The following is a 24,553-nucleotide window of genomic DNA, read 5'->3' on the forward strand; positions in this document are numbered from 1 at the left end:
ATGTTTACGCTTACATTTTTATCTAAAATACAACTATAGTACATCAACAGCAGAGAGGAGTGATGGATGTGAAGGGAGAACTGACCGCAGGTCCGCCGTCTGGATTACAACCGCCGGACAGTGAGATGAAGCAGCGGCTTCGGCAGCAGCGGCTTCGACGATTCAAGATGAATATTCCGTTAATCTTGATGTTTGTTCCGGTGATTATGTTCTACCTTACCTTTCGTTATGCACCCATCGGAGGGCTGGTCATGGCCTTCAAGGACTACAACTTCTATGATGGGCTGTGGAACAGTCCATGGGTGGGCTTTCAGCATTTTCAGACGCTGTTCAGTGATCCGCGCACGGTGGAGATTATTCGTAACACCTTGTTCCTCAGTCTGTTAAGCATCATTATCGGGTTTCCCATTCCGATCATTCTGGCCATTATGCTGAATGAAGTGCGAAACATGGCCTTTAAGCGAACGGTGCAGACGGTGGTCTATATGCCACACTTCTTTTCCTGGGTCATCATTGCGATGATGATCATGACGGTTTTCTCTTTGGAAAATGGGATCGTCAACCGCTGGGTCGAGGCCTGGACGGGAGCACCTTATCCGTTCATGTACAACAAGGGTTCGTGGGTAGCGGTGTTTGTTGGCTCAGGGATCTGGAAGGACATGGGCTTTAATGCCATCATTTTTCTCGCGGCACTAACGACCATTGATCCGAGTCAATACGAGGCTGCACAGATGGATGGGGCCAGCAAAATGCGCCAGATCTGGCATGTCACCCTTCCGGGTATACGCTCCACCATTATTCTCCTGCTGATTCTGTCGATGGGGCGGGTGATGGAGGTCGGATTCGACCAGGTGTATATGCTTCAGAATTCCAATGTCAATGAGATAGCAGATGTAATCAGTACCTATATCTACCGCACCGGTCTTCAGGGAGCACAGTTCAGCCTGACAACGGCGATGGGATTGTTCGAATCACTGGTTGCATTTATCCTCATTTTCAGTGCAAATTATATCGCGCGTCGATTCAACGAAGGTTTGTGGTAGGGAGGGAGAACAGCATGAGAAAAACCAAGGGAGAAAAAGTCTTTTATCTAATCAATTATGTATTGTTGTCATTGGTTGCCGTCAGCTGTATCCTGCCCTTACTGAACATTGTTGCCTTGTCATTTAGTGATGCGAGAGCGGTAGTTTCAGGTCAAGTGGGGTTATGGCCCGTCGATTTCACCTGGTTCTCCTATCACAGCCTAATTACGGGGACGCCGATTCTGAATGCATTCTGGAACAGTGTGGAGATCACATTGATCGGTACAGGGCTCAGCATGGCGGTGACAATTATGGCGGCATATCCGCTGTCACGCAGACATTTTTATCACCGGCGCTTCTTTACGATGGCGATGGTGTTCACGATGATTTTCAACGGTGGACTCATCCCGACTTATTTGGTCGTGCAAAATCTCGGTCTTGTGAACAGTTACGGCGCGCTTTGGCTACCGGGTCTGGTGAGCACGTACAACATGCTGATTATGCGATCTTATTTTGAAAATCTGCCGGGGGAAGTGGATGAGGCTGCGCGCATCGATGGTTGTGGTGAACTGGGGCTTTTGTTCCGAATCGTGTTGCCATTATCCAAACCTTTGCTGGCGACTATTGCTCTCTTTTACGGCGTGGGTTACTGGAATTCGTTCATGAGTGTGATGATTTATATCAATGATACGTCCAAATACAACATGACCGTGCTTGTCCAAAATATGATTATGTCCAATCTGAATGTACAGGATTTTACCGATCCAACGATGATATCGAATCTGACCCCGGAAGGCATCCGGGCAGCAGCTGTCATTGTGATGGTCATACCCATTTTGGCAGTGTATCCGTTCTTGCAGAAGTACTTCGTTAAAGGGGTCATGCTTGGATCAATTAAAGGTTAAAGCAGGCTGTGGGTTAACCCGCATGGGTTCATATTACAGGAGAGAAAGAGGGTCTTATCTATGGCGTTAACGATGAAGGCATGGATGAAGTCGGGTCTCGTTCTGGGCTTGATCGGTGGTTTGCTGGCGGGATGTACAGGAGGTAACGGTAGCGAACAGGCGGAAGGCGAAGGCAACAGGGGGAACATTACGTCAACGATCTATGATCGGGGCGCGGTCCCAAGCGGCATGGGTACGATCGAAGATAATATGTGGTCCAAGTGGATTAACGAGAATGGCCCGGCTAATGTAAAATATACAGCAGTTCCCCGCTGGGAATCTCAGTCGAAACTTAACGTATTATTCGCTTCTGGCAGTGCACCGGATATCATTTTTGAATTCGGTACGCCCATCCGTAACACTCTGTTTAATCAAAAACAGCTGATGCCACTGGATGAGTTAATCGAGAACTCGAGTGTGGAATACAAAGCCTTGATGGAGAAATATCCCCAGCTCAAGAAGGCCGGCATCAAAAGCGATGGTAAGCTCTATGAAGTGGGACGTATGAACGAGGTGTTTCCACTAACGAGCTTTTTCATTCGGGAAGACTGGCTGGAAAAGTTGAATCTGGAGGTACCGACCAATGAGGAAGAGATGCTGGCGGTAGCCAAGGCCTTCACGGAGAATGATCCCGATGGAAACGGAGCTAAGGATACATACGGCATCGGTGGATTCCAGTTCGGTGATACAGCGGGTCTGTTCCGCTATATGTACAACGCCAACTGGGTGAATGTGGAGGACGGGGAGATGGTGGTTGGTCCCAACAACATGAAAGAAGCCACGGCATTCAAACGTGCATTATATGAAGCAGGAGTGGTGGATAAGGACTTATTGACCGACAAGGATGGGGCCAAGGCGAAGCAGGATTTCCTGAATGGCAAAATCGGTATGTACGCAGCCATGACTTCGGATTATACCGGGTTTGCAGCGAAGGAACTGGATACACTGATGCAGAATGTTCCTGAAGCCAAATTAAAGGTCATCGCTCTGCCAACCACGTCCGTAGGACAGCACACGATGGTGTGGAATAACCCGGTTCAGATGACTGCAGCTGTGAATGCACGAGCCAAAAATCCGGAAGCAGTTATACAATATATCGATTTTCTGACCAAAATAGAGTCAGGTCGAACCTTCAAAAATGGATTTGAAAACACGCATTATACGCTGAACGATCAAGGCTGTCCGCGCATCTCGGATCAGGAGAAATATAAGCAGGAGATCAGCTGGGCAGGCGATTACGCCATGTTGTACAGCCGTCTGGAGGAAGGCAAATGCGGGTACACAGAAATGCTATTCAGCGAAGAGATCCCGTCGCAGAAGGAAGGACTTCGACTATTCAAGGAAGCGCGTGAGGTATACATGACGGATCTTCCGGTAGGAGAGGGTGTTACCCATTCAGAACATATGCCGCAGCTACCCAAGGAGCTTCAGGTGAAGTTGACCAATGTGACAACAGCGATCAACGATATCTTTACCCGTTCCATCATTGGCGGAAGCAAATATACAGTCGAACAGGCTGCAACGGAAGCACAGCAGAAGTGGGAGCAAGGCGGGGGCCCGGAGATTGAAGCATGGTACAAAGACTGGTGGAGCAAGGAAAAGGATAATGTACTAGTCTGGGACGACTTCTATGAAATCTATGAACAACAACAGGCTGATTTTGAAAAATCGGAATAAATTCATGGATTCAAATCATTCATAAGATTTATAATTTTGGTGTTGGTAGAAATAAGCGCTCTGATCCCCTGATCAGAGCCTTTTTATGTTTGGGCTTCAAATAGGGGGATTTTTACCTGGAAAATGAAGTGAATAGAAAGTTCTCGTATCTTGCTTGAAACTATATCCAGAACGATGCGTATCATAAGGTATTAATTGTTTTTTAATGTAGAAAATTGCCGTATTTCAGAGTATAGTTAAGGAATAATTTAACTTATATTCAACATGATGTAGACATGAAATTTACTGAAAAATCTTGAAAAGAATGTACGGAACACCAGGTTGAAACTATTGGAGGTTGAGTATGAGTTCATTTAAAAGCTGGTTAAATTCAACAAAACAAGGACTTGAAGAGCAAGTCAAAAAGTTTAAAAATAAAGATTTTATGGATGCCGTGGTTGCAGGTTGTGCACTGGTTGCTTTTGCAGATGGTTCCATTGACGAAGCAGAAAAGAACAAGATGGCCGGTTATATCAACCTGAGTCAGGAATTGAAAGTATTTGATATGGCTGAAGTGATTACACGATTTAATCATTATGTCGCGAACTTTGAGTTCTCTCCAGAGATCGGGAAGCAGGAAGCGCTGAAAGCTATTGGGAAATTCAAAGCCAAGCCGGATGTAGGACGCGTTATTGTGGGTGTATGCAGTGCGATTGGTTCAGCTGACGGCAACTTTGATGATCAGGAGAAAAGAGTCGTTGCCGAGATATGCATCGTACTTGGACTGAACCCGAGTGAATTCAATCTCTAAGTAGCTATTTTACATATGAAGGGAGGTGAAAATCAGTGGCAAGCATTAATTTGGTCAAAGGACAGAAAATTGATTTAACCAAAGGCAATGCAGGACTTACTGAGGTGATTGCTGGTCTCGGTTGGGACCCGGTAACTGCCAAAGGTTTCTTTGGAAGAAAAAAACAAGCGGATATCGATTGTGATGCATCGGCGATCATGTTGAATGAGGAAGGCAAGTTGGTCAAGGATTCCAACCTGGTTTGCTTCCACAACAAGCAAAGTGCATGTCGTTCGGTTATCCATTCAGGTGACAATCTAACAGGACAGGGAGACGGTGACGACGAACAGATCAAAATGGATCTGTCCCGTATTCCTGCTGATGTTCATAAAGTATTAATCGTTGTTAATATCTACGATTGTGTCAATCGCAAGCAAGATTTTGGCATGATTGAGAAGGCTTATATTCGTATTCTGGATGGTAAAAATTCCAGTGAGCTCGTGAAGTTCAATCTATCCGAAAACTACACAGGTTCAACGGCGTTGATCTGTGGTGAATTGTATCGTCATGGAGGCGAATGGAAATTCTCAGCAATTGGAGAGGGTTCCCATGCGGTACATATCAACGAACTCGCTCGCAGGTACTCCTAAGTACAAGATTTAACCTAAATCGACAATAATTCTGATATTCATATGTCACGATAACTACAATACACTTAAATAAGCGAGGATGATCATACGATGGCAATTAATCTCTCTAAAGGTCAAAAAATCGATCTGACTAAAACAAACCCAGGTTTGACAAAAATCACAGTAGGCTTGGGCTGGGATACCAATAAGTATGATGGCGGAAAAGACTTTGACCTGGATGTATCGGTATTCTGTGCCAATGCAAACGGTAAAGTAGAAGGCGAGAAAAACTTCATCTTCTTCAACAATCCACAAAATGAAAATGGTTCTGTTGTTCACACCGGTGACAACCGTACAGGAGATGGCGATGGTGATGATGAGCAGATCAATATCGACCTGCCTAACGTACCCGCGAATGTAGAGAAAATTGCATTCTCCATTACAATCTACGAAGCTACAGAACGTAGCCAGAACTTCGGACAAGTCTCCCGTGCTTATGTGCGAATCGTCAACGAAGCAAACAGCGAAGAACTGATTCGTTTCGACCTGGGAGAAGACTTCTCCATCGAAACAGGTGTAGTTGTTGGTGAATTGTATCGTCATAGCGGCGAGTGGAAGTTCAGTGCCATCGGTAGTGGTTACCAAGATGGATTGGTTGGATTGACACGCGACTACGGTTTGCAATAGGACGTACAGTACGACTTACAGGATGGGAAGAACCGTCTCCTGGACGGTTCTCCTTTTCATTTAATCACATATTTTGGAAAGGTGGAAAAACAAATGACGATCAGTCTTGCCAAAGGACAACGTATTGACCTGACTAAGACGAATCCGGGCCTTACCCGTGTGGTGGTTGGTTTGGGTTGGGATACAAACAAATATAGTGGTGGAGTCGACTTTGACCTGGACGCCTCGGCTTTTTTGTTGTACGAAGATGGAAAAGCCAAAGGTACGGATGACTTTGTTTTTTACAACAATCCAAGCGGCGGTGCGGGTTCAGTGACACATACCGGTGACAATCGTACGGGTGAGGGTGACGGCGATGATGAGCAAGTTGTCGTTGACTTCAGCAAAATCCCTGCGCACATTCACCGGATCGGTATTACCGTAACCATCTATGATGGAGATGGACGAGGGCAGAATTTTGGACAAGTCTCCAATGCTTTTGTTCGTGTTGTAGATGCTGCAAGTGATCGGGAAGTGCTTCGTTTCGACCTCGGAGAAGACTACTCTACCGAAACAGCTGTAGTGTTCTGTGAGTTTTACCGTGCAGGTGCAGACTGGAAATTCCAGGCGGTAGGCAGTGGCTTCACAGGTGGACTATCTGCTTTATGCAAAAATTACGGGCTGGATGCACAATAACATAACTTGGCATAGAAAGGTGAATCTGCTATGGCGATTTCTGTCGTGAAAGGCCAGAAGAGTGATCTGACCAAAACCAATCCGGGCTTGTCCCGTCTAACGGTAGGCATTGGTTGGGAGGCAGCCTCGGGTGTAGAGCTGGACACATCAGCATTCCTTCTGGGTTCAGACAATAAAGTGGTTGGAGATGAAGATTTTATCTTTTATAATCAGCCCTCTACCTCGTTCATCACGTATATGGATGGTGGACAGGTTGGTGGCGAGAAGAAACAATTCGCCATTGATCTTGGCAAAATCCCTGCCCGAATTGAGAAAATCGCCTTCAGCCTGACGATTCATGACGGTGAAGCACGACGCCATCATTTTGGACAGGTTCAGCATGGTTTTCTACGGTTTGCCAATGCAGCTACAGGTCAGGAAGTAATGAGATATGATCTGGGAAGCGGTTTTACAGTGGAGACCGCGATTGTCATCGGTGAATTGTATCGCCATAACGGAGAATGGAAGTTCAATGCAATAGGGTCGGGTTTTGCAGGTGGTTTGAATGCACTCTGCGCTAACTTTGGTGTGGATGTAGATGGTGGATCAGAACCTGCACCAACGACTTCAACCGTTCCACCGACAGATGTACCTACTCCACTACCCCCGGTGCCCGCACCAGAACCGACGCCTTCCCCTGTGAATTCGATCAATTTCAGCAAAATTGAATTGAAGAAGAAGGGCGACACCATTAACCTCAAGAAAAATGCGGGGGGACTTGGTGAAATCCTGATTAACCTCAACTGGAATCAACAGGGTAGCAAAGGGTTATTTGGTCGCAGCAAGAGTGTGGATCTGGACTTGGGCTGTCTGTTCGAGATGAAGGATGGTACACGAGATGTAATTCAGGCATTGGGACAAACGTTTGGTTCACTCAACCGTTTCCCTTATATTGCACTGGATGGGGATGACCGGACGGGATCGGTTAAGACGGGAGAGAATCTGCGGATTAATGGTGCCCGTATCTCGGAAATTGAGCGCATCTTGGTATTCACCTATATTTATGGTGGTGTGGCCAACTGGTCTCAAGTAGACGGTGTGGTAACTATCCAGCAGAAGGATGGCCCGGATATCATTGTCCGAATGAATGAATACGGGAGCCCGCTTGGCATGTGTGGCATCGCGATGTTACGCAATGTGAACAATGAGACATTCAGTATTGAACGAATCGTGCAGTTCTATAATGGCCATCAGGCGTTGGACGAGGCTCATGATTGGGGAATGCAGTGGGTTGCGGGAAGAAAGTAATCATTTGAATTTATTCAATATACAAACGCTGTATCGGTCAGCACCATTGCAAGGATACTGTTGACCAACGTTATCCTCGATAATAGACCATCAATCCCTCCAGACTAAGGAGGGATTGGTTTTTATGCCCCGACAGCTGGAATCAACTATTGCAGATTGGCTATTGCCAAAGGTGCGAGGAGGAGACAACCCTGAAATATTTTAACTTTTTGAGTCTGGAAGAAGAAGATACTTTATTTTTCTCTTCACCCGTCTCGTTCAATCACCGGACTTCCAAAGATCTACTGGCATATGCTGTTGGGGCTGCTTTATATATGCCCGCGACGCGCACTCATATCGCGGACGACATTATGAATGGTAAACATGAAGGTCTGACGACCATTATTATTGATCTGGAGGACGCTGTGGGTGACGACCAAGTAGAGTTTGCCGAGCAGTGTCTGGTACAGCATCTAACTCAATTGATGACTTATATGGAGACAGGCATGCTGAGTCAGGATCAAATGCCTCTTCTGTTTGCTCGTGTACGTTCACCACAACAGTTGGAACGTCTCATTGATACGTTGGGAGAATTGGTGTCCATGCTGACAGGCGTGGCATTGCCCAAGTTTTGTGTGGGCAATGGAAGAGCCTATTTCGACCAGATCCGCAGTTATAATCAACGGAAACCGGATCATTATCCCGTTCTCTATGGAATGCCTATATTGGAAACGGCTTCAATTATATATCGGGAGACACGTTGGGAGACCTTACTGGGCCTTCGTAACATCCTCGATGAAAATGTTGAATATGTGCTCAATGTACGCATTGGTGCGACCGATTTCTCCAGCCTGTTTGGACTACGCCGAAGCCCGGAATTGACTATATACGATATCGCCACGATCCGTGACTGCATCTCGGATATTATCAATCTGTTTGGACGAATGGACAAGCCGTATGTGATCTCGGGTCCTGTCTGGGAATATTTCAGTCAGCGGGAGCGCGTGTTCAAACCTCAATTACGACAGACTCCATTCGAAGAAACCCTTGGCAAGTCAGGGCTGCATCTGAGAATGAAATATATTACGAACACAATGGATGGATTGATGCGTGAAGTCATGATGGACAAGGAAAATGGAATTGTAGGCAAAACGATCATTCATCCTTCTCATATTAAGCCCGTACAAGCCATGTACGTTGTTACACATGAGGAATATTCCGATGCCCAAGACATCATCGCCCGTAATGACGGTAGCCTGGGTGTGTTCAAAAGTAATTACTATAACAAAATGAATGAGATTAAACCACACTTGAGCTGGGCGAATCGAATTCTAATCCGATCACAAATATATGGGGTGTTACATGAACAGCAGCATTTTGTCGGGCTCTTGCCCAAGCACGAACAACAACATAACTACGTTCCCAATTCTTGATCAATTCAGTCTGAACGTTCAGGTTACACATAACCCGCTGCAACTTCCACTAGAATCTCTATTTTCCATGGCTGCACGCATCAATAAGAAACGTTCATTTCTGTTTGTAAGCAAACTGCTGGGCAAGCACATCCCGGTTAATCCGTATACCTCGCTTCTGAGTGGCGCGGCATTGGCTGTTCTGTTATATGAGCACCTGACTGAAAAGACGGAAGAGACGAAAGTTCAGATCACCGAGTGGAAACGGGAAATGGTCGAGGGACTGATTGATCCCCAACAAGCCCGGCAAGTGTACAACATGCTGTTGCAAGAAAGCTTGAGTTTACCGGAAACGATTCGTTTTGTTGGTTTTGCCGAGACCGCTACAGCGCTGGGTCACAGCATGTACGAGATGTTTGCTGATCAAGCTTCCTATATTCACACCACTCGCGAATATGTTCCAGCGATGCATCCGGATATTCAATTTGAAGAAGAACACTCCCACGCGATGGCTCATCGTTGTTATGCGTTGGATCATGAAGCCTTTGCAGGAGAGGGTCCGATTGTTCTGGTGGACGACGAGATTACGACGGGCAAAACGACGTTGAATATCATTCGGGATATTCAGGCCAGATATCCTAGGAAGCAATATGTGATTGCTTCGCTGTTGGACTGGCGTACGGAAGCGGACGAGAATCGGTTTGCCGAACTGGAAGCTGAATTGGGAATTACCATTACACCGTTAAGCCTGTTGAAGGGCCGTATTGAAGTAGTGGGTACTCCACAGTTGGAACCAACACAGCAAGATGAGCAGCTATCCCGTCCTGCCGTAACGCTTCAAACCTCTACCGTTGCCGATGCCTTCGATCAGCTGCACGCTACTTCGGAGGATGGTGAAGGTAAACGTAGCACAGCGAGCTACGTCCAGCATACGGGCAGGTTTGGTATGCAATCCCGTCATAATGGCGAATTGCGCCAGGAGATTAGCCGGATTGCAGAACGGCTTCGGACGCAGCGTACGGGAGAACGGACTTTGGTGATGGGAACAGGGGAGTTCATGTACATTCCGATGCGTATTGCTGCCGAGATGGGAGAAGGCGTGTTGTATCAATCCACTACCCGCAGTCCAATCCATACACATCCGGCTCCAGGATATGCTGTTCGTAGTGGTGCCGGATATGCCTCACCGGAAGACGCATCTGTTCGTAACTTTATCTATAACATCGCTCCGGGACAATATGATGAGATTTTTGTTCTGCTGGAGAGACAGATGTCCGAAGAACGAATGGAACCGATGTTGAAGGTACTGGAGCAGTTGGGGTGTGGACACATTCATATCGTATATTGCGGCTTGCCAGAGAAGACAGGGGACAACGAGCAATGAACTTAACTACACTGGAGCTAATCAGACAACGTGAGATTCCGTCTCCCGAACCGATGGGCAGTTATGTTGCATCGGACGTTGTTTTCCTACTGAAGGATATCAGCCATGTTGATCTGGAAAAGGGAACGGGTGAACGGGAGCAGGCGATCCAATCCGGGGTTCATTATTCGGAGATGCTGCCCGTGGAATACCAGCCCACAGCAGAATACATTGAGCTGTTCCATCAGACGCTGGAACAATCCGCTGCAAGAATCGCGCGTCATACCGCCATTGTGGCTGAGAAGATTGTAGAGCGCAGGGGACTGAATCTGGTGCTGGTATCTCTGGCTCGAGCCGGAACACCTGTGGGCATCCTGATCAAACGTTATATTGAATTGAAATACAAGGTGACGATTCCGCATTATAGCATTTCAATTATTCGTGGCAAGGGTATGGACGAGAACGCAATTTTATATATTTTACAGCAGCATGGTCTGGAAACAGCCATTCAGTTTGTAGATGGTTGGACAGGAAAAGGGGCTATTCGCAAAGTGCTGAAAGAGTCCTGTGACCAAATGGAACGGACTTATGGCATGAGCCTCGATGATGATCTTGCCGTGTTGGCCGATCCGGGGCAATGCTCAGGCACCTTTGGGACAAGGGAAGATTATCTCATTCCTAGCGCTTGTCTGAATTCCACTGTCTCTGGACTGGTGAGCCGCACAGTACTTCGCGATGATCTGATTGGGCCGACAGATTTTCACGGAGCCAAATGGTATCGTGAATGGTCCTCTGCGGATGTGTCGACCCAATACGTGGATACTATTGCTCAGCATTTTCCGCAAATGATAGATCTAGCGGAGATTCAAACGGAGGACAATGCTACTGGTACTTCGGAAATTACCTGGAAAGGTTGGCAGGATATCGAGTCCATCCAGCAATCCTTTGGCATTGCGAACATCAATCTGATCAAACCTGGGATCGGAGAAACAACCCGGGTGTTATTACGCCGGGTTCCTTGGAAGATTCTTGTGGATCGATTGGATAATCCGGATTTGCAACATATCATGATGCTCGCCAGAGACAGAAATGTGCCGGTTGAGGTATATCCGGGACTAACCTATTCCTGTTGCGGCATTATTCAATCCCTGGGAGGTGGAGGAGAATGATGATCTACGCAAGTGATCTGGACCAGACGCTGGTGTACTCCCGTCGTGCGCTCCGTATTCCCGAAGATACACCGGGACTTGTTCCCGCAGAGTGGATTAACGGCAAGTTGTCCGCTTTTATGTCAGCATATGCACTGGAGCGGTTGCAGTCTTTGCCACAAGACATTGTATTTATGCCTGTGACGACACGTACCGTGGAGCAGTACCGGCGCATTCATATTTTTCAGAACGAATGTATTCCGAAATATGCGGTGACGAGTAATGGTGGCAACATCATTGTTGACGGACAGGTAGACGATGAATGGAACTTGCATATTCGTTCTTTGCTTCGTCAGCAGGCAGCTGCTCCTGAAGAGATCCTGGATTTATTTGACGATGTACTGAGCCCGGAGTGGGTGATTAATCAGCGATTGTGTGATGAGCTGTTTTTTGCATTACTGATCGAACGTGACAAGCTTCCGATGGAGCGTATTGCGGAAAAGATTCGGGTGTTAGAGACGCTGGGATGGGAGAGTTCAATCCAGGGTCGGAAGCTCTATCTGGTACCTTCAGCCGTGAACAAACGAGCTGCAGTGGAGCATATTAGGCAACGCATTGGCGATGTGCCTGTGATTGCTTCGGGCGATTCCTTGCTGGATCGCTGTTTGCTGGACTTTGCGCAGCATGCCATTGCTCCGTCCCACGGAGAGTTACATGTGGAGAGACAGCGTGCACCTGAGCTGGTGCCGTATCAATTTACGGAACAATTCGGTGCTTTTGCAGCAGATGAGATTCTCGATTACGTTCACCGTATTCATAACGATCAACAGACCCAGATAGACCATGCCGAGATAAGGGAGACCGTATAAATGAAAAAAATGAAGATTTACTTCAACCGTTGGTTCTCTGTAACGTATCATTATATGAATGCGATTCGGGACAATGAGGACGGTATGGAATTTGAGATCTACGGTACTCATCCTGATCCGGGACATATGGCATTACAGGGCTGTGATGTTGCAGAAGTTGAACCGCGTCTAACGGGCCGGGAGTATGTTGATTTTTGCCTCGACTTTTGCCGTCGTCATCAGATTGATGTGTTTATTCCACGCTGGAACATGCTTGACATCAGCAGACATATCTCCCTGTTCGAAGAGATCGGTACACGGGTTATCGTATGCTCGGACACGGAATTGCTGGAACAATTGATGGAGAAAGACCGGTTCTATGAATCGGTGCGTGAGAAGGGCATTATGGAGATTCCGGATTATTTCACGGTCAGTAATGCTGCACAATTCCAGCAAGCCTATGAGGCGCTACGTGCACGTGGACACGATGTATGCTTCAAACCATGTAATGGTGAGGGTGGTATGGGATTCCGAGTGATTAATAATGAACGTGATCCGTTGCAGGAGTTGTTCGGATACGCGCTTAACTCCATTTCGTATGAAGATGCCCTGCGTGCGTTCTCTTCTGCTCCGTCCTTTCAAAATGTCATGGTGATGGAGGTACTGGAAGGATATGAATACAGCATTGATTGTCTTTCGGATCGCAATGGGAAACTTATAACGGCTATCCCGCGTAGAAAAGAAAGAGGACGTTTACGCTTGCTCGAAGAAAACGAGGAATTGCTGGCGATTGCCCGCAATGTGGCAGAGGTATATCAGATTCCTTATAATTTTAATATACAGATGAAATATCGCAAGGATACACCGAAGCTACTGGAGATTAATCCGCGTATGTCTGGTGGGTTGCACATGTCTTGTCTGTCGGGCGTGAACTTCCCGTATCTGGCTGTCAAGTCTGCACTTGGCCATGATATTGGACCACTACATCCGAAGTTTGGCTTACTGGGAAGTCATATCGAACAGCCATTTATAATCGACGTTCAGAAGGTAAGCGGAGTACACCACGTCTAGCTGAGAATTTCCCTCAACATTGACACCTTCTGGATGGTTTTTTTACAATACGGATGAGAGGTTATTCAAAAAGTCCATCTTCTCGGTACTGAAAATCAGACTTTTTGAATATGCACTGTATGTGTTGTTAAGGCAGGAGGACAAGTAATGTTACGGAAAACGAAGATAGGTATAGGCGCATTGGTCGGTTATGGTCTCGCGGCGATCTCGAGTCCCTTTCTACCGGATGTCATCACGTGGGCAATTCCGGCACTGGCAACTGTGGTCGGAGGATTGATTCCTTCACGTTCCACGCCACGTACACAGGTCCAGGGTTCGTCATCAGCCCCTGTACCCATTACAGATATCGGAAATGAACCATCCCGCTTGAATGGTGGACAAGCACCGAGCACAGTGCCAACAGGGGCACGAGAAGCTTCTCTGGCAGAGCCCCAACCGAGCTCCACTCCCGCACAGCATGCGGGCACAGAACAAGCGAAGCCTTCCCGGACCGAACCAGATCCTGTATTTGATCCGGTGATTGAGTACCTGGAGGTTCTGGAGGACATGATCATCTCCGAAGGTCAGAAGAACGAGCTGGATAATGAGATCGTGGAGAAATCATTGGCGTTGTTTGCCCGTCTTCAGCGTGTGATTCCTTCCCTTCAGGAGTTAAACAACGGGGATATTAACCATACGGTGCGCAGACTGATTTTAAAAGACCTGAACGGTTTTATTAATCCATTTTTACGTTTAAGTGGAGAAGCCAAACGCAACAATCGGCGTATGCTGCTGAATGGTCTTCGAGACGTGGATTCCAAGATATCGGATATTGTATCAACGATTGAACATAAAGACTTAATGGAGCTCCAGAACAAAGCGGAACTAATACATCAACGGTATAACAGCTCTGAATTATAGGAGGGATTGGCATGGCAACGGAATGGGCTCAGTTGAAGCAGGAAGATGAGCAACGGATTAACCAGGAAGCAACACAGCTTATTCAGAAAGTGTCCCAAAGTGATCCGGCTCATCTGGATACCTTAATGGATGATATCGGCAAGTTGGGCGTGAAAACACAAGAGAGAGCAGGACAGACTCTCAAGTTGCTTGATCGCCCAGTCAATGAATTGATGTCCGGGAACCGGGCAGAGGTATCCAACATGATCCTGAAGCTCCGTGATGAATGTGAGAGTTTGCAGCAGAGTAAAAATGTGAGTTTTGTCGGGAAGTTGTTACGTAAAAGCCCGCTGAAAAACTATGTATACCGTTATCAATCTGTTCGCACGAACATTGATGCGATCATTAACGGGTTGCGGGACGGCAAGGACAACCTGGAAGAAAGCATCGTAAATATGCGCCAATTGAAACGTTCCTCCATTCAGGAGATCTACAATCTGCAGACCAAAATCTCTTTTGGTAATCAATTGAAAGCATTGTTCGAAACCGAGATTGCCAAGCCTGAGAACGAGAATCGTAAAGCACATCTGGAGCGTGGGTTGCGCAAAGTGGTAACACGTACCCAATCCATGACAGAGATGATCATGCTGTACAATCAGGCAATTGCAGCTACCGACATCATTAATGATAACAATGACAAGCTGATTGATTCCGTTAATAATGCCATTGATAAAACAGCGAATCTGATCACCGTTTCGGCCATGATTGCGATGGCACTTAATGATCAGGAGAAGGTTATTTCCGCTGTGGAAGCTACGAACAAGACGATTGAAGATCAATTCAAGGAAAACGCCAGATTGCTGAAGACAACGACTGAGAAAACAAATGAACTGTTGTCCAAACCGGCCATGTCCCTTGAAGCCGTCAATCAGGCGATGGGTGATCTAATGTCTGCGCTGGATCTGTCCGAGCAGTCTAATCGCCGGATCATTGAGAGCTGTAATGACTATACCAACAAGATGACAACACTTAACGCCAAAATGAGCGATCGACTGGGTCTGGAAGGGCCGAAGGCTGCTGCCATTCCGGAGAAAAACAAACCGGATTCCAGTGCATTAGGATCTTTCCTGGATTAGGGTAGGACTCGCTGCATATCGTATCGAGATTGCTACATGGTTTTATTTTCTACGAGGGACGCCGAGTGCGTCTCTTTGTTTCATTTATTTGATAGAATGAAGGTAAAATCTGGGGTTGTGCGAAGGAGCTTGTTGAACATGCTGGACTTTTCATTCGAGATTATTGATGAGACCAAGATTAATATTCAATACAAATATGGCAGTGAGTTCTTTAACTTTAACCTGTATTATGCAAACGGGGAGTGGACGCTGCATCCATTTGACGGCATACTGATCCAAAATCGTGAAATGTGCAGTCTGATTGTATCGGAACTGCTCCGTAACAAAGATTTTCATGTCATGTTGGCTAAAGAGAAAATCATCTTATCCCAATTACGCACCAGTGTTAACCTCCAGTCCGATGAGCCAGATGAATGGGTAGCAGATCGGAGAAACGCAGATTATTCCAGTCCTGATGATGAGTTGATGGATTACATAGGGAACCACAGTTTCGAAGACATATTACAGCTTGAGCAAGAACAGATTGAGGCCAGAGTGCAATTCTTCCAACAGATCATTCAGAGAATGTTTATGGAGGGACTTGGACCGGAAGATGCTGATTTTATCAAAGCTCAGGCCGTGATTCGGATATATAAGGATACGTACGATCGCCTGGGCGAGTTGAATGATGACTATCGGGGTGATCGTGGACGCAGAAGATGGTAGGATGTAAAGTTGAAAAAAAGGTTCATCAGCCATAGGCAGATGAACCTTTGTGTTCTTCTGATACTCAAGGGAGATGAATGGTTTGGATATGATCGGTATGCATAATTAAAGAAGTCCCATCTGCTTCTACCAATGCAAGCAAGTGGTTGTCTGCATTCTTCAATAACCCTGCTCGGTAAGGCTTGCAACCGAGGTTGAGTACAACAAGTTCACCTATCATTTTATGAAGTTGCTGATCGAGTGTACGGGAGAGTGACATGGACGAGGGTTGCATAGGGAAATGTTGCTTACTAAGGGAGTAGGGTGTGCTGTTAGTAGGGGAAGGAATAATATACTTCAGATGATTAATGGAAACGTAGATAGAATGATATAAAGGAGAGTAGAACATAAAGTAGTCATTCATAATATTTGTAATATAACCATGCAATGTTTTCCCTCCGATGGAGATTTCACTGAATCGTCCACGGGCGTTCATCAGCATTTTGCGGTAAGAGATGTTGGTGTGATCCATCTCGGGGTCAGGTGTTGGCAAAACTATACTTGAATCATCTGCTGTGCTGACATGCATGGATTGAACATGATGAAGCGGAATATAAACAAATCGCTGATTTCCGTAGACTACAATCAGATCCTGGCCTACATCAATGATCTCACCCTGGATCGGTAGTTTACAGCCAGACAGCTCTAATTCGACGGATTTACCCAGCCAATGCGTAAGAAGTTCCACAGTATACCTCCTCTCAGTAGATTATAGACGTCCAAATATATAGTGAAATTAGACTAACAATTAGACTTATCGGTATCACAATAAAGGTAACTTTCATATACTGTTTCCAGGAGATTCGAATATGATGGGTCTTTAATATATACATCCAAATTAACGTTGCTAAGGTGCCAATAGGCGTCAGCAAGGCTCCGATATCACTTCCCAGAATATTAGCAAGATACGCAAGATGCAGTTGGGATTCACTTAGTGGAAGGTCTGTAACAGCAAAGGTCCCAATCATCACGGAGGGCAGATTGTTGAACAGATTGGAAAGCAGAGTGAGCATTAACCCCGACACAGCAATGATGCTGGCATTTCCTCCTTCTATTATCGGTTTCATCCACTGAATGATCCATGCGGTCATGCCTGCTCGGTGAAGACTATCTACAATAACATAGATGCTGAAGGCGAAGAGTAAAATGTGCCAAGGCGTTTGTGTTATCACATCTTTGAGTCCAGTCCGGGTGCGATACCAACGCACAGCGAGCATGAGAATAACACCAGTGATTGCAACTACCTCCATGGGTATACCAACTTGCTCAGCTAGAAAATATCCTGCACGGATAAATACAACGATGCCTATACAGACACGGAACAGCCACCAGTCTACTTTATTCTCGGATTCAGTCGTCTGTAGCGGATGATATCCTGAACCTGATGAAGACTGCAGGGATACAGGGAAATGATGAATAACTTTGGGAATACTTCTACGAAAATAATAGAACAGCAGTACGGTCATCACCATGATCGCAAGCATGGATGGCACAAACATCATCTGAGTATAAGTATTCAGATTTAAGCCAACCATTTGCAAAGCAATCAGATTTGCCAGATTACTAAGTCCAATTGGCGCACTGGAAGCCGTAGCGATTAGCGCACCGGAGATCAGGTAGGGTAACTGTTGATGCATTTTCAGACGAAGTATAGAACAGATTCGAATAATGATCGGAGTTGTGATCAGAATACTGCCATCATTGTTGAAGAAGATGGTCATGAGAAAACAAAGTAATAGAATTAGCCAGAACAATCGAAAGCCGGAACCTCTTGCTTTCTCAATCATATTCAAAGCGATCCAGCGAAAAAAACCGATGCTATCTAGAATAATCGACATGACAATGGTAGAGAGGATTGTTACGGCTGCACCAGATACGATCCCGAAGATTCCAACAATGTGAGCATAGCTGCTCACTCCAGTTAAAATAAGAAGAAGGGCGCCAAGCGAGGTGGGTATAGATTCATTCAATCCGCCAGGACGCCACATCAGGAAAATGACAGTGATGATAAAGACCCCGAAGGTTAACCACAACTGGTAGTCAGGCATTTACTGTGATTCACCTCCCAGGGGGAGAAGTCCTGACGAAGCCTGAAGCAGATGTTCATGGGATGGAGTGGGCCTTCCGGGTGCAACGATCCAGTAAAAAGGCACACCAATCAAGACTAATGCGACGAAGATCAACATGATAATTCCCCCCTTTAAGCTGGTAGATAACTTAAGTTGTCAGTTTATTTCAGTTACTTCTTTTTACCGCCGGATTTGTTACCACGGGATTGATTGCCTTGGCAACCTTGGCAACCTTGATTGCCTCGCGACTTGTTGCCACCTGATTTATTGCCTTGGGATTGGTTGCCTTGAACTCGTTGCCCCTGAGAACGATTGCCTTGACTGCTCCGCGACTTGTTGCCGCCGGACTTATTCCCCTGAGCTTGGTTGCCTTGAGCTGCTTGGTTCCCTTGAGAACGATTGCCACGCGATTTGTTGCCTTGAGCCGCCTGATTACCTTGGGCTGCTTGGTTTCCTTGACTTTTATTATTACTGCTGTTGTTGTTGTTGTTGTTGTTGTTGTTGTTCCCACCACCACGTACGAGGGATACAGATTTCACATGTTGCATCGGAATACGAACAATCTCCTGATTTTTCAAAGTCATGATCAATTGGTTCTGGTTGGCATCGGCCAGGATGCCTTCCACTTTTTCAGGTCCTCCCCGGTTAATCTGAACATGGCGGAAGCGGAGTGCTTGCATAACGCCCAAAAACGTGTTGGAAGGAATAGGGTTCCCCATGGTTGCATTTCGGTTACCACCGGAACGGCCTGTATCTGTTATGCTTTTGACATGTGGTTCATTAACGTAGACAATCCCTTCTTTGCAGTTCATTGCCATGTAGTCCATGCGTACGTCCGTAAGTGTACCTTGTATTGAATCAGGTCCTCCCCGGTTAATCTTAATCTCTCTTCCCAACAAACCTCTTATTCCTTGACCATTCATAGACATTGTGTTTGACCCCTTCCATGATATAAGTTCAGATGGACAGAAATGGTGGATGTAATTATGATCCCTTCCATTCGTCATTCGTGTCTGTCTGTAGTTTAAGCATATGTGACATGCTTCTTGGAGGGACTAGCCAGTTAACTATATTTATACCATTTCGGCTATAATCTATGAAAATGATGTAAATTTATAGATTAATAACTCGGTTATTCCGCATTATGACAAGTGAATTTGGATGTGATAAGTATCAGGACTGTGCATTCGCCCGTACGACTTTCTGTGCATCTGCATAGGATGATGTAAGAGCCTACGGGCGAATCTTACAGGTATTCGAAAGGCGGATGGAAATGGCTCTACCTGTCTACCATATCAGCTTGTCTCCAACCGAATATCAACAGTTAACGTCCAATATATGGTCAGAGACGTTTGTGAACAGCACGATGCAGATGGACGGTAAGCCGTTTCCGATCCGGCTTCGATACCGTGGAGGACATACACGCGGTTATCCCAAAAAATCATTTGAGATTCGTACATCCAGCCGAACGTATCATTTTAATGCGGAGTATGATGATCCTTCGTTGTTGCGCAATGCACTTTCTTTTCGTTTTTTTGAGTCGATTCGTGTACCCGCACCGTCTACACAACACTGCGTACTCTATCTGAACGGGCAGCTTCTGGGTGTATACCTGAGGATCGAAGGAGTGAAATCCTTCTTTTTTCGCCAACGGAAAATCCCTGTGCGCAGTATCTTCTATGCGGTGAATGATCATGCTGGTTTTATGATAAATTCGAATTCCTCTTCAACAAGTACCGATCTATTGTCAGGGTACAGCTTAATTCGTGGTAAAGATGTGGATCGCACAAGGCTACGTAACTTTATTCAGCAGTTGAACATAAAGTCCAGGCTGGAATTGTTTCGTTTTTTACAGTCGAGGGTGGATACAGACAATTATTTACGCTGGTTAAGTGGAGCTGTGCTTACAGGGAACTTCGACGGATTTCATCAGAATTACACATGGTATGAGAAAATCAAAAGCGGAAAATATGGCATCCTGCCTTGGGATTATGAGGGTACTTGGGGGAGGAACTGTTATGGAACACGAGTTGATCCCAATCTTGTTCGTATTCAGGGGTATAACAGACTTACCGGACGATTGCTGGCATTTCGTAGTTTCCGTCAACAATATAAAAAGCTGCTGCGGCAGCATCTGATGAATGCTTTTACAGAGAAGCGAATTATGCCTCTAGTCCATCGATTGCACAATGGGATTCGTGAAGATGTCAACAAAGATCCTTACATGAAATGGCCCATGGATGTATTTGCAGGTGAACCGGAAAGAATTCGCGAATATGTGCTGAAACGTCGGGAGTATCTAAGTGAAAAACTACGTCAGCTGTAAGCACTTAACTAGTGTGAGGAAGGGAGACCTTCCTTTTTTTACTGCCAAAATGAAGAGAAGTTTATTGTATTGGGAAAAGTAGGGTAATAAGAATAGAAGCGGCATTGTAAAATACGCTATAATAACCATATGTGTACATAGAAATGATTACATATTGGACGCTGTGGAGAAAACAACATGTCTAATGGAGGCTCTGAGCTGGAACGTGTTATCGGTTTAGGGTGCTCCGAGCCGGAGGAATGCTTATGATCAAGCTGTTGTACTACTTGAAGAAGTACCGAGTTGCCGCGATTGCAGCCCTGGTCATGATGTTAATTGAGCTTGCGGTGGAGCTGGCTCAGCCTTATCTGATCTCCAAGATCATTGATAATGGGATTCAGCAGGGAGACCTTTCTGTCGTCTGGTTGTGGGGCGGTGTGCTGGTTGGCAGTGCTGTTGTGGCTTTTGTTGCCGGAATTGCGAGTTCGTTCTTTGCATCCCATGCAAGTCTGGGGTTTGGATACGATCTGCGGGAGAAGCTGTATGAGAAAGTGCAAACGTTCTCTTATGCCGTCTTTAACCGGTTCGCGACGTCGTCCCTGATTACCCGATTAACGGGGGATGTGACCCAGGTTCAGGACACCGTCTTCATGAGTCTGCGATTCATGACACGTGTGCCCCTGGTGGTGATTGGTAGCATGATTATGGCAGTGATCGTGAACCCGAGGTTGGGTCTGCTGCTGGTTGTCATGGTGCCTGTACTGCTCATTGTTGTAGTGTGGATGATCAAAAAGGCAGCGCTGCTGTTCCGCAATGTGCAGCGCAGACTGGATGCCGTCAATGGAGTCATCCAGGAGAATCTGACAGGCATTCGGCTGATCCGTGTCTTCGTACGGATGAGCCATGAGATCGAACGCTTTGCCGGATTCAGCGGCAAGCTGATGAAAGGCACAATTTCCGCGTTGCGCTTGACGGAGACCACGATGCCGTTCATGTTGCTGATGATGAACGTTTGTATCATCGCCGTGTTATGGTTTGGACGAGTCGACATTGCCTCCGGTAATGCAACCGTGGGTGAAGTGGTCGCCGTCATTAACTACCTGCTTCGCACAATTGGTGCCATGTCTGCGTTGTCATGGATTCTGGTAACCTTCTCCAGAGCAAGCGCTTCGGCGCAAAGGCTGAATGAAGTGTTTAATACAGAGGACACGTCGGAGACTGAACAGACGATATCAACGTCTGCACCATCTGCTGGATCTATGAAATCTTCACATTTTCCGCAATCTGTATACCCAGTGAAGAAACAGCGCGCTGTTCAGGGAGCGGTCGAATTCCGCAGTGTAGGCTTCAGTTATCCGAATAGTGAAATTACAGTACTGGATAACATCACATTTACGGCAAAAGCGGGGGAGCGTATTGCCATTATGGGAGCAACAGGCTCAGGCAAATCTTCGCTGGTACAGCTTATTCCGCGTTTATACACAGAAGATCAAGGAAAGGTACGGATTGATGGTGCCGATGCATCAGAGCTGGATCTGTCCATACTGCGTGGTGCGATTGGTTATGTACCGCAGGAGGTTGTCCTGTTTACCGGTTCCATCCGGGAGAATATTGCCTGGGGTCAGGAAGATGCTACCTTGGATGAGATCGTGGAAGCCGCAAAGCGCGCGCAGATCCATGAAACAATTGAGAATTTACCAAACGGTTATGATACATTGCTGGGTCAACGGGGAGTGAATCTCTCCGGTGGACAGAAGCAGCGACTTTCCATTGCACGAGCACTGGTACGTAGACCAAGAATTTTGATTCTGGACGATAGCACAAGTGCGCTGGATGTGGCTACAGAAGGAAGACTGCTCGATGCGCTGGAGGAATTGTCGTGTACCACGTTTATCATCACCCAGAAGATCAGTTCAACCACTTCGGCGGACCTGATTCTGCTGCTTGATGATGGACAACTCATTGGGCAAGGAAAACATGAAGACCTGATGGAGTCGTCAGAGCTGTATCGTCGAATTCATGAATCACAATACGGGGAGGGTGCACAGCATGTTCAAAGCATTCATTGAGCCTTTCCGTCAGCCACCGCCTCCGATTGATCCGGAGACGTTACGATCAGGTGGTGGTCGCAAACCCAAGGCACGGGCGAAGAATTGGTCAGGTACGCTAGGTCGTATCTGGGCCTATCTGGCACGTCGCAAGGTTAAGCTGTCCATGGTACTGTTGATGGTGTTTGCCAGTTCCGCACTCGCTTTGCTTGGCCCCTACATGGTGGGGGTGGCCGTAGATGATTTCATCGCGGGCGAAGCCGGCGCAAGCTGGACTCGGTTTCTGATTGGATTAACCGCAGTGTACGTTTTGTTCTCTCTTACGTCTTGGTTACAAAATATATGGATGATCGAAATTGCACAGGAAACTGTGTTCCGCATGCGGTATGATCTGTTCTCCCATCTGCACAAGCTGCCGATTCCATTCTTCGGTAAACGCCAGCAGGGTGAGATTATGAGCCGAGTGACCAATGATATCGAGAATGTCAGCGGTACGTTGAACAGCTCGGCGATCCAGATTTTTTCGAGTGTATTAACACTGCTCGGAACGTTTGGGGTTATGCTCTGGCTCAGCCCGTTACTGACCCTGCTTACCTTTATCGTTGTGCCTTTGATGGCCATCGGTATGCGTTGGATTACGCGCAGAACGGGACCGCTCTTCAAGGAGCGGCAGCGCAATCTCGGTGAACTTAACGGTTACATCGAAGAGACTTTATCCGGGCAGCGGATCATTAAGGCATTCTCCCAAGAGGAGCGAGTGATTCGCGGTTTTGAGGAACGAAATACCCGCATCCGGATCTCCGGTTTCTGGGCACAGACGATCTCTGGTTTTATCCCGAAACTGATGAATGGATTGAACAACCTGAGCTTTGCGATTGTGGCGGGCATTGGTGGTATACTGGCGATTCAGGGTTCGGTTACGGTCGGGGTGATTATTATCTTTGTGGAATATGCCCGTCAATTCACCCGTCCGCTGAATGATCTGGCGAACCAGTGGAATACGTTATTGTCCGCGATTGCGGGGGCTGAGCGCGTATTCGAGGTGCTGGACGAAGATGAGGAAGCGAAGGATGAAGGGGCAGCGATATCTCTGGACAAGGTAGAGGGAGCCGTTCGTTTCGACAAAGTATCCTTTGGATACGATGAAGGACGTAACATTTTGCATGAGATCAGCTTCGAAGCCAAACCGGGGGAGATGATTGCCCTTGTGGGTCCGACCGGAGCGGGGAAAACAACATTAATTCAGCTGTTATCCCGTTTCTATGATCCAACAGGTGGCACATTAACGGTAGATGGTCGCGATATGACCACCATTCGGCGTGAGAATCTGCGGTCACATATGGCATTTGTGCTTCAGGATTCATTTTTGTTTCAGGGCACGATTCGAGAAAATATTCGATTTGGCCGTCTGGACGCAACGGATGAAGAGGTGGAAGCAGCCTCCCGGCTGGCGAATGCCCACTCCTTCATTGTGCGAATGAAGGATGGATACGACAAAGTGCTCCAGGCCGATGGGAGCGGCATTAGTCAGGGGCAGAAGCAACTACTCGCCATTGCCCGGGCAATCTTGGCAGATCCATCGATACTCGTACTGGACGAAGCGACGAGCAGTATTGATACTGTTACGGAGATTAAAATTCAGGAAGGGCTGCAACGCCTGATGCAAGGCCGTACCAGCTTTGTTATTGCCCACAGGCTGAACACGATCCGTCAGGCAGACCGGATTCTGGTGCTGAAGGATGGGCATCTGTTGGAGCAAGGCTCGCATGATGCCCTGCTGGAACAAGGCGGTTTCTACAGCGAGCTGTATTACAGTCAGTTGCGTAAAAAGGCTCAGTAGTCATTTTGGATAATATGGGAC

23 protein-coding genes are annotated in these 24,553 nt (G+C 46.7%); 19 read left to right on the forward strand and 4 right to left on the reverse strand.

Annotated elements, in window-relative coordinates; all coding sequences use genetic code 11:
- Positions 1–125: 125 nt before the first annotated feature.
- The 16 genes from MHI48_RS05335 to MHI48_RS05410 all read left to right on the forward strand — a co-directional run bounded on the left by MHI48_RS05335 (position 126) and on the right by MHI48_RS05410 (position 16,231).
- Positions 126–1,043, forward strand: coding sequence for a sugar ABC transporter permease (locus MHI48_RS05335; RefSeq protein ID WP_051446994.1), 918 nt, complete (start codon positions 126–128; stop codon positions 1,041–1,043).
- 14 nt (positions 1,044–1,057) lie between these two features.
- The gene (locus tag MHI48_RS05340) at positions 1,058–1,927 is read left to right on the forward strand and encodes a carbohydrate ABC transporter permease (protein WP_036606256.1); all 870 of its coding nucleotides are present in this window, start codon (positions 1,058–1,060) and stop codon (positions 1,925–1,927) included.
- A gap of 60 nt (positions 1,928–1,987) precedes the next feature.
- Positions 1,988–3,643 carry an extracellular solute-binding protein gene (locus tag MHI48_RS05345; protein ID WP_405143304.1) on the forward strand — a complete coding sequence of 552 codons (1,656 nt, stop codon included), beginning with the start codon at positions 1,988–1,990 and terminating at the stop codon, positions 3,641–3,643.
- Positions 3,644–3,986: 343 nt separating this feature from the next.
- Positions 3,987–4,433, forward strand: coding sequence for a tellurite resistance TerB family protein (locus MHI48_RS05350; protein WP_036606259.1), 447 nt, complete (start codon positions 3,987–3,989; stop codon positions 4,431–4,433).
- Between the two features lie 35 nt (positions 4,434–4,468).
- Positions 4,469–5,062: a TerD family protein gene (locus MHI48_RS05355; RefSeq protein ID WP_036672556.1), complete on the forward strand. Its 594-nt coding sequence runs from the start codon at positions 4,469–4,471 to the stop codon at positions 5,060–5,062.
- Positions 5,063–5,152: 90 nt separating this feature from the next.
- Positions 5,153–5,728, forward strand: a complete 576-nt coding sequence (locus tag MHI48_RS05360; protein WP_036606264.1) for a TerD family protein — start codon at positions 5,153–5,155, stop codon at positions 5,726–5,728.
- A gap of 93 nt (positions 5,729–5,821) precedes the next feature.
- A complete protein-coding gene (locus MHI48_RS05365) occupies positions 5,822–6,403 on the forward strand; it encodes a TerD family protein (protein ID WP_036606267.1) in 582 nt (193 codons plus the stop codon).
- A 30-nt stretch (positions 6,404–6,433) separates the two neighbouring features.
- Positions 6,434–7,690, forward strand: a complete 1,257-nt coding sequence (locus MHI48_RS05370) for a TerD family protein (RefSeq protein WP_405143307.1) — start codon at positions 6,434–6,436, stop codon at positions 7,688–7,690.
- Positions 7,691–7,899: 209 nt separating this feature from the next.
- Positions 7,900–9,102, forward strand: a complete 1,203-nt coding sequence (locus MHI48_RS05375) for an HpcH/HpaI aldolase/citrate lyase family protein (protein ID WP_051446978.1) — start codon at positions 7,900–7,902, stop codon at positions 9,100–9,102.
- Positions 9,103–9,169: 67 nt separating this feature from the next.
- A complete protein-coding gene (locus MHI48_RS05380) occupies positions 9,170–10,465 on the forward strand; it encodes a phosphoribosyltransferase family protein (protein WP_405144588.1) in 1,296 nt (431 codons plus the stop codon).
- Entirely contained in the window at positions 10,462–11,613 is a 1,152-nt protein-coding gene (locus MHI48_RS05385; RefSeq protein ID WP_405143309.1) for a cysteine protease StiP family protein, read from the forward strand. Before MHI48_RS05380 ends, MHI48_RS05385 begins: the two co-directional genes overlap by 4 nt.
- A complete protein-coding gene (locus MHI48_RS05390; protein ID WP_237176922.1) occupies positions 11,613–12,461 on the forward strand; it encodes an HAD family hydrolase in 849 nt (282 codons plus the stop codon). The genes MHI48_RS05385 and MHI48_RS05390 overlap by 1 nt, the downstream gene beginning before the upstream one ends.
- On the forward strand, positions 12,462–13,511 hold the full coding sequence (locus tag MHI48_RS05395) for an ATP-grasp domain-containing protein (RefSeq protein ID WP_405143311.1): 1,050 nt from the start codon (positions 12,462–12,464) through the stop codon (positions 13,509–13,511).
- Between the two features lie 147 nt (positions 13,512–13,658).
- On the forward strand, positions 13,659–14,411 hold the full coding sequence (locus MHI48_RS05400) for a hypothetical protein (protein ID WP_340902427.1): 753 nt from the start codon (positions 13,659–13,661) through the stop codon (positions 14,409–14,411).
- A gap of 11 nt (positions 14,412–14,422) precedes the next feature.
- Complete coding sequence (locus MHI48_RS05405; protein WP_036606281.1) at positions 14,423–15,526, forward strand: toxic anion resistance protein; 1,104 nt, start codon at positions 14,423–14,425, stop codon at positions 15,524–15,526.
- A 138-nt stretch (positions 15,527–15,664) separates the two neighbouring features.
- Positions 15,665–16,231, forward strand: coding sequence for a hypothetical protein (locus MHI48_RS05410; protein WP_405143314.1), 567 nt, complete (start codon positions 15,665–15,667; stop codon positions 16,229–16,231).
- Between the two features lie 64 nt (positions 16,232–16,295).
- Here MHI48_RS05410 and MHI48_RS05415 read toward each other — a convergent pair whose 3' ends face one another.
- The 4 genes from MHI48_RS05415 to MHI48_RS05430 are packed head-to-tail and all read right to left on the reverse strand — an operon-like array spanning position 16,296 to position 19,268.
- The gene (locus MHI48_RS05415) at positions 16,296–16,958 is read right to left on the reverse strand and encodes a DUF2642 domain-containing protein (RefSeq protein WP_101314695.1); all 663 of its coding nucleotides are present in this window, start codon (positions 16,956–16,958) and stop codon (positions 16,296–16,298) included.
- 13 nt (positions 16,959–16,971) lie between these two features.
- A complete protein-coding gene (locus tag MHI48_RS05420) occupies positions 16,972–18,318 on the reverse strand; it encodes an arsenic transporter (protein WP_101314696.1) in 1,347 nt (448 codons plus the stop codon).
- Positions 18,319–18,456: a hypothetical protein gene (locus tag MHI48_RS05425; protein ID WP_161799422.1), complete on the reverse strand. Its 138-nt coding sequence runs from the start codon at positions 18,454–18,456 to the stop codon at positions 18,319–18,321.
- Between the two features lie 53 nt (positions 18,457–18,509).
- On the reverse strand, positions 18,510–19,268 hold the full coding sequence (locus tag MHI48_RS05430) for a hypothetical protein (RefSeq protein WP_405143317.1): 759 nt from the start codon (positions 19,266–19,268) through the stop codon (positions 18,510–18,512).
- A 338-nt stretch (positions 19,269–19,606) separates the two neighbouring features.
- Here MHI48_RS05430 and MHI48_RS05435 point away from each other — a divergent pair, with 338 nt between their 5' ends.
- The 3 genes from MHI48_RS05435 to MHI48_RS05445 all read left to right on the forward strand — a co-directional run bounded on the left by MHI48_RS05435 (position 19,607) and on the right by MHI48_RS05445 (position 24,532).
- Positions 19,607–20,665: a CotH kinase family protein gene (locus MHI48_RS05435; RefSeq protein ID WP_405143319.1), complete on the forward strand. Its 1,059-nt coding sequence runs from the start codon at positions 19,607–19,609 to the stop codon at positions 20,663–20,665.
- Between the two features lie 245 nt (positions 20,666–20,910).
- The gene (locus tag MHI48_RS05440; RefSeq protein ID WP_405143321.1) at positions 20,911–22,713 is read left to right on the forward strand and encodes an ABC transporter ATP-binding protein; all 1,803 of its coding nucleotides are present in this window, start codon (positions 20,911–20,913) and stop codon (positions 22,711–22,713) included.
- The gene (locus MHI48_RS05445) at positions 22,694–24,532 is read left to right on the forward strand and encodes an ABC transporter ATP-binding protein (protein ID WP_405143323.1); all 1,839 of its coding nucleotides are present in this window, start codon (positions 22,694–22,696) and stop codon (positions 24,530–24,532) included. The genes MHI48_RS05440 and MHI48_RS05445 overlap by 20 nt, the downstream gene beginning before the upstream one ends.
- The last annotated feature ends 21 nt before the right edge of the window (positions 24,533–24,553 follow it).

The sequence above is a fragment of the Paenibacillus sp. FSL H7-0942 genome, assembly GCF_045040715.1.
GTDB lineage: Bacteria > Bacillota > Bacilli > Paenibacillales > Paenibacillaceae > Paenibacillus > Paenibacillus amylolyticus.